General features: G+C 59.8%; 14 protein-coding genes. 5 read left to right on the top strand and 9 right to left on the bottom strand.

Translation table 11 applies throughout. From position 1 onward, the window contains the following. Positions 1 to 48 precede the first annotated feature (48 nt). From DX909_RS14600 to DX909_RS14590, 3 genes are all read left to right on the top strand, one after another. Positions 49 to 732 (top strand): SDR family NAD(P)-dependent oxidoreductase, encoded by a 684-nt coding sequence (locus DX909_RS14600; protein WP_128545920.1) that lies wholly within the window; start codon positions 49 to 51, stop codon positions 730 to 732. A gap of 70 nt (positions 733 to 802) precedes the next feature. Next, on the top strand, positions 803 to 1783 hold the full coding sequence (gene moaA / locus DX909_RS14595; RefSeq protein ID WP_128545919.1) for a GTP 3',8-cyclase MoaA: 981 nt from the start codon (positions 803 to 805) through the stop codon (positions 1781 to 1783). A 1-nt stretch (position 1784) separates the two neighbouring features. Next, positions 1785 to 2273 carry a DUF456 domain-containing protein gene (locus DX909_RS14590; RefSeq protein WP_128545918.1) on the top strand — a complete coding sequence of 163 codons (489 nt, stop codon included), beginning with the start codon at positions 1785 to 1787 and terminating at the stop codon, positions 2271 to 2273. 61 nt (positions 2274 to 2334) lie between these two features. Here DX909_RS14590 and DX909_RS14585 read toward each other — a convergent pair whose 3' ends face one another. From DX909_RS14585 to DX909_RS14555, 7 genes are all read right to left on the bottom strand, one after another. Continuing rightward, entirely contained in the window at positions 2335 to 2904 is a 570-nt protein-coding gene (locus DX909_RS14585; RefSeq protein WP_128545917.1) for a type 1 glutamine amidotransferase domain-containing protein, read from the bottom strand. Between the two features lie 54 nt (positions 2905 to 2958). After that, positions 2959 to 4335, bottom strand: a complete 1377-nt coding sequence (locus DX909_RS14580; RefSeq protein ID WP_128545916.1) for an FAD-binding oxidoreductase — start codon at positions 4333 to 4335, stop codon at positions 2959 to 2961. A gap of 66 nt (positions 4336 to 4401) precedes the next feature. Further along, a complete protein-coding gene (locus tag DX909_RS14575; RefSeq protein ID WP_128545915.1) occupies positions 4402 to 5433 on the bottom strand; it encodes a patatin-like phospholipase family protein in 1032 nt (343 codons plus the stop codon). Between the two features lie 12 nt (positions 5434 to 5445). After that, positions 5446 to 5970, bottom strand: coding sequence for a hypothetical protein (locus tag DX909_RS14570; RefSeq protein WP_128545914.1), 525 nt, complete (start codon positions 5968 to 5970; stop codon positions 5446 to 5448). A 122-nt stretch (positions 5971 to 6092) separates the two neighbouring features. Next, positions 6093 to 7061, bottom strand: a complete 969-nt coding sequence (locus DX909_RS14565) for a PLP-dependent cysteine synthase family protein (protein WP_128545913.1) — start codon at positions 7059 to 7061, stop codon at positions 6093 to 6095. Positions 7062 to 7691: 630 nt separating this feature from the next. Beyond that, positions 7692 to 8831, bottom strand: coding sequence for a S1 family peptidase (locus DX909_RS14560; RefSeq protein ID WP_229311047.1), 1140 nt, complete (start codon positions 8829 to 8831; stop codon positions 7692 to 7694). Position 8832: 1 nt separating this feature from the next. Then, positions 8833 to 9456 carry an RNA polymerase sigma factor gene (locus DX909_RS14555; protein ID WP_128545912.1) on the bottom strand — a complete coding sequence of 208 codons (624 nt, stop codon included), beginning with the start codon at positions 9454 to 9456 and terminating at the stop codon, positions 8833 to 8835. A gap of 144 nt (positions 9457 to 9600) precedes the next feature. On the opposite strand from DX909_RS14555, the gene DX909_RS14550 reads away from it, so the two are divergent. Together DX909_RS14550 and DX909_RS14545 are read left to right on the top strand one after the other, a co-directional pair. After that, positions 9601 to 9792, top strand: a complete 192-nt coding sequence (locus tag DX909_RS14550) for a hypothetical protein (RefSeq protein ID WP_128545911.1) — start codon at positions 9601 to 9603, stop codon at positions 9790 to 9792. 181 nt (positions 9793 to 9973) lie between these two features. Beyond that, positions 9974 to 11122, top strand: coding sequence for a hypothetical protein (locus DX909_RS14545; RefSeq protein ID WP_128545910.1), 1149 nt, complete (start codon positions 9974 to 9976; stop codon positions 11120 to 11122). A gap of 2 nt (positions 11123 to 11124) precedes the next feature. Here the strand turns inward: DX909_RS14545 and DX909_RS14540 are convergent, their stop codons facing one another. Beyond that, positions 11125 to 12432 (bottom strand): sensor histidine kinase, encoded by a 1308-nt coding sequence (locus tag DX909_RS14540; protein WP_128545909.1) that lies wholly within the window; start codon positions 12430 to 12432, stop codon positions 11125 to 11127. 31 nt (positions 12433 to 12463) lie between these two features. Then, a complete protein-coding gene (locus tag DX909_RS14535) occupies positions 12464 to 13846 on the bottom strand; it encodes a sigma-54-dependent transcriptional regulator (protein ID WP_128545908.1) in 1383 nt (460 codons plus the stop codon). Positions 13847 to 13848: the final 2 nt, after the last annotated feature.

The raw sequence follows: 13848 nt of genomic DNA, 5'->3' as shown, positions 1-13848 counted from the left end.
AACCGAGTCGTTTCTTTGCGTATTGATTCTACCACTCATCCCTTTTCTATGTCAACCGTATTACTGACCGGTGCCACCGGCGGGCTGGGCCGGGCCGTGACCCGCCACCTGCTCGATGCCGGACACCGGGTGCTGGCTACCCACGAACCGAATTCCACCCTCGATAAGCAGGAAAACCTCTTTTCCTATGAACTCGATTTAACCGACGAAATTGCCTGCCGCGCCCTCATCGGCAAACTGGCGACCGAACACGGTGCCATCGATGCCGCGGTGCTGCTGGTCGGCGGGTTTGCCATGGGGTCGATCTCCGAGACGGATTACGCGGCCGTCGAACACCAGATCAACCTGAATTTCCGCACCACCTACCAGGTGGTTCGTCCGGTATTCGATCAGATGGCGGGGCGGCCCGAGGGCGGGCGGTTCGTGCTGGTCGGCGCCCGGCCGGCCCTGGTCCCGGAAGCCGGGCAGCACATGGTGGCCTACGCCCTGTCGAAATCGCTGGTGATCCACCTTTCCGAAATCATCAATGCGGCCGGAAAGGCCAAGAACATCGTCTCCACGGTGATCGTGCCGAGTACGATCGACACCCCCGCCAACCGGCAGGCCATGCCCGAGGTCGATCCGGCCAAATGGGTCGCCCCGGACGACATCGCCGAGCTAATCAATTTTGTAACCTTCGGGCCGGGCAGTATGCTCCGGGAGTCGGTGCTGAAAGTGTATAACCGCGCCTGACCGACCAGATAACCGGTTTTGCAGGAGCAAAAGGTTGGCGGCCGGCGCGAAATTTTGTAACTTGCTGGGAATGATTTACGATAACCACAATCGTCCGATTACGTATCTGCGGCTGGCCGTCACCGACCGGTGCAACCTGCGGTGTTTCTACTGTATGCCGGAGGAGGGGATCAACTACCTGCCGAAGCAGCACCTGCTCACCTATGAGGAGATGGAGCGGCTGGTGCGGGTACTGGCGCGGCTGGGCGTATCGAAAGTCCGGATCACCGGCGGAGAACCCTTCGTGCGCAACGGACTGATGGATTTTCTGTGGCGTCTGAAAGCCGTCGAGGGCCTGCACGAACTGCATATTACCACCAACGGTGTGCTGACGGCTCCGCTCGTGCCGGAACTGGTGCGGATGGGGATCGGTTCGGTCAACCTCAGCATCGATACCCTGGACCGGGAGCGGTTTCGGACCATCACCCGACGCGACGAACTGCCCGCCGTCCGCCGGACGCTCGACGCCCTGCTGGAACACCGGGTTCCGGTCAAGCTGAACGCCGTGGTGATGGAGGGCAAGAACATCGAGGACCTGCCCGCGCTGGCCGAACTGACACGGCACCACCCCGTCGAGGTGCGGTTCATCGAGGAAATGCCGTTCAATGGGGAAGGCAGCCACTACCCGGTGCTGCACTGGACCCACCAGCGTATTCTGGAGGAATTGCAGTCGTTGTATCCCGGTCTGGAGAAAGTCGCCGATGCCCCGTTTTCCACCTCGACGCATTACCGGATTCCCGGCTACGAGGGCACCATCGGCATCATTGCCGCCTTCACCCGGACGTTCTGCGGCACCTGCAACCGCATCCGGCTGACGGCCCAGGGCACTCTGAAAACCTGTCTATACGACAATGGCGTGCTCGACGTGCGCGCCCTGCTGCGTTCCGGCGCCGATGATGCCGAACTAACGGCGGCCTTCCTGAAAGCCTTCGCCCACCGGCCCAAAAACGGCTTCGAAGCCGAGCGTCACCGCAGCCCGGTGACGGAGTCCATGTCAACCATCGGCGGATAAAATGAACGAACTGCTGCTGATTCTGGGGGCCGCCGGCCTGCTGGTCGGACTGGCGGGGGCGGTATTGCCGCTGCCGGGGCCGCCCCTGAGCTATGCCGGTCTGCTGTGTCTTCACTACTCGAACTATGCGGAATTCGGCACTACGATTCTCGTCAGCCTGGGGCTGGCGACGGCCGTCGTGGCCGTGCTGGATTATTACGTGCCGATCTGGGGAACGCAGCGGTTCGGCGGAACGAAATACGGAAGCTGGGGCACCGCCATCGGCGTGGTGGCCGGCTTTTTCGTGATTCCCGGCGTCGGGTTGTTCCTCGGCGCGTTTCTGGGGGCGCTGATCGGGGAACTGATCGGCGGGGCACCCTTTCAAAATGCTCTGAAAGCCGCTTTCGGTTCGTTCGTCGGCTTCCTGGCCGGCATCGTCATGAAGGTGATTCTCTGTCTGGTGATGATTGTCTATGCCGCCATCGAGGTAGGCGAATACTTCGTCCTTTAAGCTTCTGTAAGCAATGATATAAAACGAAAAGCCGACCTGCTGAGGTCGGCTTTTCGTTTATTCAGGCATGCTGCCGGTCGTGAATACCCTCGCGGATTTCCTCGATCATTTTGCGGTTGAAGGCCGGAATGTCGTCCGGTTTACGGCTTGTCACCAGTCCCTGGTCCGTCACGACCTCTTCGTCCACCCAGTCGGCCCCGGCGTTGCGCAGGTCGGTTGTGATGGAGGGATAGGAGGTCATCCGGCGACCCCGCACCACATCGGCCTCGATCAGCAGGATCGGGGCGTGGCAAATGGCGGCCACGGGCTTATGGGCTTCAAAAAAGTGCCGCACGAACTCGACCGCTTTCCGTTCCATCCGCAGCTGATCGGGGTTCAGGATCCCGCCCGGAAGAAGCAGCGCATCGTACGCTTCGGGCCGGGCCTGATCGAGCGGTACATCGATCGGAAACGACTGGCCCCAGTCTTTCGTATCCCATCCCTTCACCTCACCGCCGTTCGGGGCAATCAGGTGCGTTTCCGCCCCGGCTTCCTGTAAAGCCTTCCTCGGTTCGGTCATTTCGACCTGTTCGAAGCCGTCGGTCAGCAGAATCGCCACCTTCTTTCCCTGCAATCTTTGCTGATTTTCCATCGTTACCTGAAGCATTTGGTTCCACTTAGGGTAACTACGGCAGCGCGGAGAAGGTTACTGGATATTATTGTTCATACAGAAGAAGTTATCGGGGTCGTACTTCTTTTTCAGGATGGACAGGTGCTGGTAATTAGGGCCGTAGGCGGTTTTGACCCGCCGGCCGCTTTCCTCCGAATCCAAGTGATTGACATACACCCCGCTGGTGTGGGGTTCGATCCGTTTCCAGAAACCCCGTACCCAGTCGATATGGGTAGGCGCTTCGGCCGGGTCGATCCACTGGGCCACGATGTCGAAATCCCACTGATCCTGCCGCAGGCCGAACGCCATTTTTCCGGCCGGTACGCGCGTTGCCTGCCCTTTGATGTGGAAAAAGAGAACAAAGCCGTAGGGAGTCGTCATCCGGGCGGCTTCCCCGACCACGGTATCGATCACCGTATCGTCGATTTCCGGCAGGTTGCCCGACTTCCAGTAGCGGTGAAGGCCCGGCTTCGTGGCCTCGTCGAACATGGATTGATGTTGAAGGTAGGGGATTTCCCCGATCAGGTCGGCGATGGGGGTACCGAATGCCCGCAGCGGCTTCAGGTGCGCTTCGCCCTCCGACAACGGCCCGAACCAGCCCGCAATCAGGGCAATGACCGGCATCCCGTCGGGCGTGTTGAGCAGACCGCAGAAGACCATCAGTTCGTCGGGCTGGTTGCGGGCAAACTCGCGGTAGAACCGCAGCACCTCCCGGGCCTCGCTTTGCGGGTGGAGCACCATGCCGCCCAGAATCGTCGGGCCAACGGGATGCAGCCGGTATTCGAAGGACGTGACGATGCCGTAATTGCCGCCCCCGCCCCGAATGGCCCAGAACAGGTCCGGATTCTCGGTTTCGGAAGCCGTCTGGAGCTGCCCGTCGGCCGTTACGATGTCGACCGAGAGCAGGTTGTCGCAGGCCAGGCCGTGTTTGCCCATCAGCCAGCCCAGCCCACCGCCCAGCGTCAGGCCGGCAATGCCGGTATGCGAAACGGTTCCGCCGGTGGTAGCCAGCCCGTAGCGCTGGGTTTCCCGGTCCAGCTCGCTCCAGAGAACGCCGGCTCCGGCGCGGGCGGTCCTTCGGTCCGGGTTGACGAGGATGAGCTTCATCGGCGACAGGTCGATCATCAGCCCGCTGTCGCAGACGGCATTCCCGGCGATGTTGTGCCCGCCCCCGCGGACGGAAACCAGCATACCGTGTTTACGGGCAAACCGGACCGCCTGGACCACGTCGCTGGAGTCGGTGCAGCGGGCAATCAGGGCGGGTCGTTTGTCGATCATCTGGTTCCAGACGCTGCGGGCCTGGTCGTAATCGGCATCGTCGGGGCCGAGGAGATCCCCTTTGAAGGTGGCCTTCAATTCGGCAGCGGTATCGCCGGAGGGCGACCCGGTAAGAAGCGTACCTGACTGATCCATGTGATTAAGTAGTTTAGAGGTAGGACGATAGGAAAAAGGAAAAGTGAATCAGGTTGAACGGTGGGCCTATACGAAAATGGGCGAAGAGGCCGGCAGGGAGGTGAAATAACTCTCGGCTTTATCGAATCCCATCTCCAGCATCCTCCGCATTCGGGCCGGGTCGAAGGTCAGACCGCCCTCTCCCCCGAACTCGTCGGAGGAGAGATTGACGTCCGGGCGGATTTCGTGCAGCTTCACCAGCGGCCGACCCGCCAGCGGGTTCGGGGCGCTGAGGAAACTCCCGGCAATGACCGCCGGGCTTACTCCGCTCAGGGCCAGACTGTTTTTAACGGCGTCGAGATACAGGTTGACCTGCGCCATGAACTTCGGCAGCCGGTAATCGTTCTGGCCGACGTCCGAGCCGAAAGTGTCGATCGTGAAGCCGAGGATTTCGGTCGCTTTGGTCAGAAAATCCGTGGCAAATACATTCTGATCGGCTTTGGGAGCCATCGAAATGGCAACGACCTCCGTGGCACCGTTGTCGGCCACCACCTGAATGGGGGTATTTTCCCGGACGCCCCCGTCGCAGAACTGTTCTTCTCCCCGCCGGAAAACGTCGATCGGCTGCATATAAATGGGCTGACAGGAGGAGGCCAGCATGGCCCGCTGGAGTTCCGTGGCGGTGGAGATTCTTTCGATCCGGTAAAACTCCGACGAAGCCGCCGGCTGGTTGGTGAAATGGACCAGTTCCTGGGTCTGAAGCGATACGCCCGACAGAAACAGCCGTTTCGGTGAAGTGAGCACCATCGTCGCCAGAGTGGGCGTCAGATTGCGTTCGATGAGCCGCAGCAGGGGCGTGGCGTCGTGGATGGAAATATCGGTCAGAATACGGCCGAAGCTGTGCTTGTTCAGCACGTCCTGATCGCGGGTGGTCGTATAGATTTTTTCGAGCAGGTCGATTTCTCCGAGCAGCGCCAGCGGGCTGATGAGTGCGCCCGTGCTGGTGCCGCTGTACAGGTCGAAGCTGTCGACCGGGCGAATATTTTCGTGGATGTATTTGAGGACCCCGACCGCAAACGCGCCTTTGGACCCTCCGCCACTAATGACGATGGCTTTCATGATGAAACCGGATTAACGTACGTCGACAGGATTGGAGCGAATGTCTTTCGGGATCGGTTCGCGGAACAGATGGTAGGCCAGTCCGATCTGGAACCAGTTGGCCCGGTAGTGAAGGTCGCGTCGGTAGTTCAGGGAAAGGATGAGGAGTTCGGCCAGATCGGCGTGAAAACCAGCACCCAGCAGCTGCTGTCGGTCGGTTCCGAAGAGATAATCGGCGGAAAGATGCAGGTTGCCCGTATCGGCCGTGAACACCTTGCCGAGCGAAGCCACCTTCAGCGCCAGTTTGGGGCCGGCCAGCCCGTAGAGCGTTTTGGCTGAAAAGAAGCCGCCCGCCGTCACGCCCGCCCGGAGCCGACCGTCCACCATCCTGAATTGCGGAGAGAGGCTCAGCTGAGCCACATACAGTTCCGGAGCGGCCCCGGCTTTGATGAAGCCCTGCGAGAATTCCAGCGGGATCACCCATTTTTCGTTGAAATTCTGCCCGCTTGCCCGAAATGTGAATGAAAGCAAAAGGCAGAGCAGCATGGTCCTTCCCATGGGGTCAGGGGGTTAAGAGTACCTTATCGCATGGCAAAAGCTTTGACTTACAGCTCATTGAAGATAAGCTGTTCCGGTATGGCATCCAACGGTTATTGAGCAGGCGGTCAGGTCTGCCGGATTCAGGTGGTTTCGGTTGAATCGAATAAATCACCGGCCAGGTATTTCATGCCGGAGTCGCAGGCCACGGCCACGACCGTATGCCCCGGCCCGAGTTCCTGCCCCAGCCGGACGGCGGCCAGAATGTTGAGGCCGCTCGATATGCCCGCAAAAATGCCTTCCTCGCGGGCCAGACGGCGGGCCATGTCCCGGGCCTCCGACTCCTCGACGGTTCTGACTTCATCGTAAGCGGTTGAGGAAAGCAGGGGCGGAACGATGCCGATGGCGATTCCCTCAACGCGGTGCGGGCCGGGCCGGGCCTCCGACAGAAGGGGCGCCGAAGCCGGTTCCAGCGCCACCACGCGGGTCGTTTGCCCGGCTTCGCGCAGGGCCGTCGAAACGCCCATCAACATCCCGGCGGTGCCGACGGCCGCACAGAAAGCGTCGATGGGGCGGTTGAGCTGGGCCAGAAGTTCTTCGCCGATGCGCCGGTACCCCCGGATGGAGTTCGGGTTGTTGATCTGGTCCGTAAAAAAAGCGTCCGGGCGCTGGGCCAGCTCACGGGCGCGTTCCCGCATGGTCGGAATCAGGTCCGGGGTGATTTTCCTGCCCTGGCTCGGCACGATGACCAGATCGGCCCCGAAGGCCCGCATCGTCCGGAGCTTTTCCGGCGCGAAGGCGTCCGAGGTAACGACCTGAAAACGATAGCCTTTGACGGCACAAACGAAGGCCAGAGACGTTCCGGTGCTGCCGCCGGTGCATTCCACGACGGTCATTCCCGGCTTCAGGGCACCGCTTCGTTCGGCCTCCCCGATCATCGCCATCGCCATGCGGTCCTTGTAGGAACCGGTCGGGTTATAATATTCGAGTTTGACGAAGACCTCGGCACTGTCCGGCCCGACCACCTTGTTCAGACGGACGACAGGCGTGTTACCGATGGCCTGCAGGGCATCGTCTGCAACGGAAAAGGGGGAACGGGTAGTTGAAAGCATAGCGGAGAAGGCCGGGTATGCCGGCAAGTTACATCAGCTTCCGGCGGAAGTCAATCCCCAGAAATGGGGACGGGGAGGTCAGCGGAGTCGTTAACAGTTGAAAGGCAGAAAAAGGCGGTGCCGACCGGGTTGCCGGTGCAACCATAATCCCCATCCGCTCCATTTGGCACCCTACCGGTTTTGTCGTCAGCCCATTTTTGGCCTCCAGGTTCTTTTTTGTCATCCCGAGGAACGAGGGATCTTGTGGCACGGCGTTCAGGTAGATGGGGTGCCGAAGGGAGGACCACCCCCCGCCCCCTCCTGTTTTAGGAGGGGGAGTGCTCCGCCAGTTCCCAATGATTGCGAAGCCACCCCCTCCTTAGCAAGGAGGGGGCCGGGGGGTGGTCTCCGGCCGCTGGAGGAAGTTTGTGGCTACGCATGCCCCATCTACCTGAGTGCCGTGCCACAGGGTCCCTCGTTCCTCGGGATGACAAAAGAACCTGGAGGCCAAAACCGGATGGGAGGACAAAAGGCCCGGATGACAGAAGAACGTGGCAATTCAGGGGGCGTAAAAAGGGGAGAGGCTGTGCTTTGCCGGATGGAAATCCCCGCAGCGCACAGCCTCTCCGTAGTTGACGGCCTCTTCCGGCCTTATTTCTCCTGCTTGAATACCTTCACCATGAACACGCTCTCCTGAATTTTCTTGATCTGTTCCTTTCGGGGGAGTTTGGCCAGGCCGTTTTTCCGGCTCATCCGGATCGGAGAGCCCTTGAGGGAGTCGGTCGGGATGCCGGAAATCGTGCGGAACAGAACATCGGTTTTAATGGCGAAGGTCGCGCCTTCCGTCGAGGTCTGTTTTCCGCTGATGATGCCGATAACGTTCCCTTTCTCATCCAGCAGCGGGCCTCCCGAGTTACCCGGGTTCACACTGATGGCCACCTGGTAGGCGGTGGAGTCTCCGCGATAGCCGGTCTGGGAGCTCAGGTAGCCTTCGCCGTACACCACTTCGTCGCGGGGAAAGCCGAGCGTAAAGACCCGTTCGCCCAGATCCGACGGGCCGGCTTCGAACCCGTAAGGCAGGGCCGTTCTGGCCCGGAAGGAACTGTCGTCACGCACCTGAAGAATCGCCAGGTCGTAGGCTTTATTGGTATAAACCACCTTGGCTTTGTAAATATCGCCCTTCGTGCTCTGGATGTACACCGAGTCGGCGTCCTGCACGATGTGGGTATTGGTGACCAGATAACCGTCCGGCGACAGCAGGAAGCTCGATCCGGCTACCTGCCCCGGGTTCATCTGTAACGCCCGTTCGCGGGCGTTCAGATCCTGAAGAATGGCGTTCTGCGAGCGACGGATCGCCTGCAGGTCCCGGCGCAGCATGCTGTATTGCTCCTGTTGCTTGTGGCTCGACTGATATTGCCGCATGAGCATCAGGGTTCCGAAGGTGGTGAAGACGGCAACGGAGGCCGCCACGGCCAGGATCGGACGGTAGGTCTGCCAGAGCTGCCGGACGCGTCCCTTCCGGGCGGGTTCCTCCGCCGGCGCGGACGCTTCCTGTGCTTCCTGACGAACGGCTTCCATGTCCAGCTCGGCGTGTATCCGGTTCAGGCGTTTCCGGAAGTCCGTACGCTGACCATACAACCGCATGGCCCGGGCCAGCTGCTGCTGGTCGCGCGCCCGCTGATCCAGAATCGGGTCCGACCGGCGCAGCGTCTCGAATTCGAGCCGTTCCGTTTCGGTCAGTTCATCCCGGAGCCATTTGTCAATCCAGTCGGTGAATTTCTGTTCGTCCATGTTACCTCTCCTCCTTATAAACCGAGAAGAACAACCGTTTAAGCCGCATCAGGCATTTGTATTTCTGCGTTTTGGCGTTATCGGTGTTCGTGTAACCAAATTTGTCCGTAATGTCCTGCATCGACAGATGCCGGATGTAAAAGTCTTCGAGCAGCGTCCGGCAGGGTTCGCCCAGGCGGTCGAGCGAGTCGGCCATCAGGCTGAATTGTCGGTCGCGGGCGTGGTGATCGGTCAGATCATCGTCCACGTCGGCCAGGTTTTCCTGATCGATCAGGCCGCTGCCGTTCCGGCTGCGCTTCGACAACTGCTTGAGCCACAGCCGGCGGCTGACCGAGTACAGGTACGTTTTCAGCTGGCAGTGCAGTTCTAGCGACCCTTCCGAAACCTTTTCGTACAACACGATCAGGGCTTCCTGATAAATGTCCTTGGCGTCGTCTTCCGAGCCGCTGTTGTTCAGGATCAGGTGCAGCACCATCGGAAAGTACCGTTTGTACAGTTCTGCCAGCACGGCATCCGAACCATCCGCCAAGCCAACAAGCAAACGGGCGTCGTCAGATCGGGCGTCGTTGCGCCGGGCGTCGTTACGCTCATTGTCAGAAGGATGCAGATGCTTCGGACCTCTCATTCGGTTCTCTCATTGCTTAATACGAATCCTGCGAAAATGTAACCCAAAAAAAAATTTAAAAATTCTTTCATTCCGGCGGGTTACCTATCGGCTTTTGCGGTATTAAAGTTGGGAATTTTTCAACACTTAAACTTTCTTATATTCATGAAACGTATTCTGAAATCTGCATTGTTCGTTATGACGATGGTTTCTTTGGCTGCTGCCTGCAACTCTAAAAAATCAGAGGATTCTGCAGCAACCACTACTGATTCAACTGCCATGTCTTCTGACTCAGCCATGATGTCATCCGACACCACGATGGCTACCGACAGCGCAGCTGCTGACTCTGCTCGCTAATTCGTAGTAAAGCTATAACGCTGAAAGCCGTCCAATCTGGGCGGCTTTCGTGTTTTAAAGGCATCTTTTCCGAAAGACCCTACCGCCCGCCCTGCACAATACTTAAAACCTTTTGGTCGTAATAAGAATTAATACAAGGATATATTCGGGTCCGGAAGGGCCTCCTTCTACCTCTTTTGACATGAACCAAAGGTTTGTACCCTGGAAACCGATCTTTCTGCTGATTACCGCTACCATCGGGCTGTCCGCCTGTGAAAAGGAAACCATCGACGGCGAATACACCAATCCGGTGCTGATCGGCCAGCAGTACGACAGCAGCGGCTTTGTTTACAATTCTGACATAGTGGCTCCCCTCGCGGACCAGCTGGACCGGCTGACCGCCGAGATGCAGAGAGGCCGCAACCGGGGCGAGTTCGTTTCGGAGGAGACGCTCCGGAGCCTCTTTTCGGAAGGTGGCCTGAGTCTGGAGACGGTTACGACGCCGTATTATACCAGCCGGCTCACGGCCGACAACGGCTATTTTGCCGAGCTTTCCAAAGCCGCCGGGGGCAACTTTTTTCCCTTCGACCGCAGCCGGGAGGGGGGCGTCTACGGCAATTACCTCTTCGACGAATACGGCGTGGAAATGGAGCAGCTCATCGAAAAAGGACTGTATACGGCGGCTTTGTATAACTACGCCACCTCGCTGACTAACGGCACGTTACGCGCTCCGAACGCCGACCAGCTTCTGTTCCTTTACGGGGCCAATCCGGAATTTGTCAACAGCGATAACCCCGCCCTGCACCGCAGCCCCGACCGCCGGCTGGCCGGGTATGCGGCCCAGCGGGACAAGGGGGACAACACCGGCTTCTATTTTCAGAACCGGGAAGCCTTCATTTCGCTTCAGACGGCTCTGAACCGGGGCGAAAAATACGCCCAGCAACGCGATGAGGCCGTAACGACGATCAAACAGAACTGGGAGAAAGCCTCGGCCGCCACGGTCATTCATCAGCTGCATCGGGTGATCGGATTCCTGGAGAACGGGACCACCAGCGACACCGCCCGGTCGGAAGCCCTGCACCTGCTCAGCGAGGCCGCCGGGCTGCTGCACGGCTGGCGAATGATCGACGCGAAGAACCGCACGATCACCGACGCGCAGATCGACGAGGTGCTGGCCCTGATGAACATTCCCTACGATCAGGCGGCTTCGGCCTACCGGTTCGTCACCCACTCCTCCGAAGACCTGCCGAAGCTGACCCAGGCCATCGGGCGGATTCAGGCGGTATACGGCTTCAGCCCGCAGGATGTCGAGGATTTTCGCCGAAACTGGGTGGCCGAGCAGAACCGCTGAGATCAGCCGGCCGCCGGAACGCTCAGGCCGATGGTAAACTCCGTCCAGCCGTCGGGCCCGGTTTTCAGGGAGAACGGGAAACCGTGGTTGAGCAGAATCTCGCGGGTGAGGGTAAGCCCGATGCCCTGACCGTCGGGTTTAGTGCTGAAAAATGGGTTGAACATACTGGTTTCCAGCTCCGGCAGGATGGGTTTGCCGTTGTCGCGAACGACCAGCCGGCTCGCGGACAGCGCTACCTCGACCGTCTGGCCGGCGGTGCAGGCTTCGACGGCATTCTTGATGATGTTGACCAGCACCTGCTCGATCTGTTCGACGTCGACGGCTTTCAGGACCGGCTCGCCCGCCGAATGGAACCGGAACACAAGGCCCTTGCTTTCGGCCAGCGGCTGCATCAGCCGGGAGACGTTCCGCACCACTTCGTCCAGATCGGCCGGTCGCTTCTGCGGCTGCGGCAGCCGGACCACGTCGGCAAACCGGCGCATGAAGTGGTTGAGCCGGTCATTGCGCTCGATAGCCACCTCCAGGGCGTTCTTCACGTCCTGCTCTTCCGGGGCGTCCAGATAGGAGCGCGTCACGTCCAGGATGGAGTTGATGGCCCCGATGGAGTTGTTGACCTCGTGGGCCATCATCCGGATGACTTTCCCGTAAGCCTTTTTCTCGGTTTCCAGAATTTCGCTGGTTAGTTCTTCGAGCAGCAGAAAGGAGCGCCGGAACCCCCGGTCCATGAAGTGGGAACGCAGCACGCGATAGGTCTCCACCCCGGTGCTTTTCAGGATTCTGGTATCCTCCTCGGTCGGGTCGGTCAGCTGCCGCAGCAGCGGGTGGTCGATGTCGGTGAGGGCTTTGCCCAGCAGTTGGTCGGGCGGCAGTTGCAGCAGCTCGACGGCCTTCGGATTGACCGACGCAATGCGCTCGTCGAAGTCGAAGATCAGGGTGGCGATGGGGGAGGCCTCGATTAACTTTTCCAGGAAAAACTGCTGTTCCATCTGTTTGGTGCGTTCCTGACGCAGTTGGTCGATCATCAGGTTATAAACGTCGATCAGGCCGTCCACCTCCCGCTGGCCGGTTGGGACGAATTTGATCGTAAAGTCCTTGTCTTTAATGGCTTCGATACCGGAGGAAATGAACTGGGACGGCCGGCCGAAGGCCTGATAGATCTGGTAAGCGACCGCCACCGACAGCAGCACCAGCACCTCGCTGGTAATGAAAAGAAGCTGGTTTTCCCTAAGCCATCTGAAAATCAGAAAGATCAGCGCTCCGTGGATAATCAGGATGTACAGCAGGTATCGGGTACGAAGGGAAAGTTTCATCGGCTAAAGATAGGCCCCCGGACGCAATCGTTCAATCCGCGGTTCCATCGTAGGGAATCCCGAATTTGTCGAGCCGCCGGTAAAGCGCGAACCGGGTGATGCCCAGCGCCCGGGCGACTTTGGAAACCCGGTTGTTGTAATACTCCATCGCCCGCCGGATCATCTGGTGTTCCAGTTCCTCCAGGGTGATAGTGCCGACTTCGGGCAGCGACCCCGCCCCCGCCGGCCCGGATCGCTGGGTGACGTGTTTCTGGAAATCGCTCACTTCCAGTTCGTCCCGGATCGACAGCAGCACGGCCCGCTCCACGATGTTTTTCAACTGCCGGATGTTGCCGGGCAGGGCCAGGTTCCGCAGCCATTTCCGGGCCGCCGGGCTGACGTGCAGATCCGGACGTTCATAGATGGTTTTCAGGTTGTCGACGAAGTAATTGACCAGCGCCGGGATGTCGTCGGGCCGTTCGCGCAGGGCGGGCAGCCGGACGGTGATCAGGTTGATCCGGTAAAACAGGTCTTCCCGGAACGTGCCCCGGGCCACCATGTCTTCGAGGTTGCGGTTGGTAGCGCAGATGACCCGCACATCGACGGTCTTGCTGCGGCTGCTGCCGAGCGGCTCAAAGGTGCGGTCCTGCAGCACCCGCAGCAGTTTGACCTGGCTGGCGGGGTCGAGGTCCCCGATTTCGTCCAGAAAAATACTGCCCTTGTTGGCCAGCTCGAAGCGCCCGGCGCGGTCGGATTTGGCGTCGGTGAAGGCGCCCTTGACGTGGCCGAACAGTTCGCTTTCAAACAGGGTCGAGGAAATACCGCCGAGGTTGACCTTCACGAAGGGTTTGCTCCGCCGGCGGCTGTTCTGGTGGACGGCCTCGGCGATCAGTTCCTTGCCGGTGCCGCTCTCCCCGGTAATCAGTACCGGCGCGTCGGTGGGTGCCACCCGGCCGATGGTTTCCAGGATGTCGAGCAGTTTGGGATCTTCGCCGACGATGTGCTCGAACTGGAACTGCTGGTCGAGTTTCCGGCGGCCCGGCGAGCGGCCGGTGTCGGCAGGCTGCTGCGTCAGGTTCAGCAGCGTCCGGACCGATTGCAACAGGTATTCGTTCTGCCAGGGTTTGGTGATGAAGTCCTTTGCGCCGGCCTTCATGCCCTGTACGGCCAGGTCGATGGTGCCCCAGCCGGTGATCAGAATGATCGGGATGGCCGGATGCCGGCCCCGGATGGCGGTCAGCAGCTTCATGCCCTCCACGCCCGACGTCTCGATGGAGAAGTTCAGGTCCAGCAGAATCAGTTTCGTCTCTTCGGCTTCGAGGGCCGCGAATGCTTCGGTGGGCGAGCCGGCAGTCCTGACGGCAAAGCCTTCCCGGCGAAGCAGCAGCGAGAGCGAGGTCTGAACGGCAATATCGTCGTCGATGATCAGGAGCATTA

The organism is Larkinella soli, from assembly GCF_003703975.1.
In the GTDB taxonomy this organism is placed as follows: domain Bacteria; phylum Bacteroidota; class Bacteroidia; order Cytophagales; family Spirosomataceae; genus Larkinella; species Larkinella soli.
This window is presented reverse-complemented; position numbering and strand designations above follow the sequence as displayed.

Coding starts and splice junctions, on each gene's coding strand:
- DX909_RS14565 (WP_128545913.1), bottom strand. CDS start 7,061: ATGCTTTCAACTACCCGTTCCCCCTTTTCCGTTGCAGACGATGCCCTG.
- DX909_RS14600 (WP_128545920.1), top strand. CDS start 49: ATGTCAACCGTATTACTGACCGGTGCCACCGGCGGGCTGGGCCGGGCC.
- DX909_RS14535 (WP_128545908.1), bottom strand. CDS start 13,846: ATGCTCCTGATCATCGACGACGATATTGCCGTTCAGACCTCGCTCTCG.
- DX909_RS14560 (WP_229311047.1), bottom strand. CDS start 8,831: ATGGACGAACAGAAATTCACCGACTGGATTGACAAATGGCTCCGGGAT.
- DX909_RS14575 (WP_128545915.1), bottom strand. CDS start 5,433: ATGAAAGCCATCGTCATTAGTGGCGGAGGGTCCAAAGGCGCGTTTGCG.
- DX909_RS14585 (WP_128545917.1), bottom strand. CDS start 2,904: ATGGAAAATCAGCAAAGATTGCAGGGAAAGAAGGTGGCGATTCTGCTG.
- DX909_RS14580 (WP_128545916.1), bottom strand. CDS start 4,335: ATGGATCAGTCAGGTACGCTTCTTACCGGGTCGCCCTCCGGCGATACC.
- DX909_RS14545 (WP_128545910.1), top strand. CDS start 9,974: ATGAACCAAAGGTTTGTACCCTGGAAACCGATCTTTCTGCTGATTACC.
- DX909_RS14550 (WP_128545911.1), top strand. CDS start 9,601: ATGAAACGTATTCTGAAATCTGCATTGTTCGTTATGACGATGGTTTCT.
- DX909_RS14540 (WP_128545909.1), bottom strand. CDS start 12,432: ATGAAACTTTCCCTTCGTACCCGATACCTGCTGTACATCCTGATTATC.
- moaA (WP_128545919.1), top strand. CDS start 803: ATGATTTACGATAACCACAATCGTCCGATTACGTATCTGCGGCTGGCC.
- DX909_RS14555 (WP_128545912.1), bottom strand. CDS start 9,456: ATGAGAGGTCCGAAGCATCTGCATCCTTCTGACAATGAGCGTAACGAC.
- DX909_RS14590 (WP_128545918.1), top strand. CDS start 1,785: ATGAACGAACTGCTGCTGATTCTGGGGGCCGCCGGCCTGCTGGTCGGA.
- DX909_RS14570 (WP_128545914.1), bottom strand. CDS start 5,970: ATGGGAAGGACCATGCTGCTCTGCCTTTTGCTTTCATTCACATTTCGG.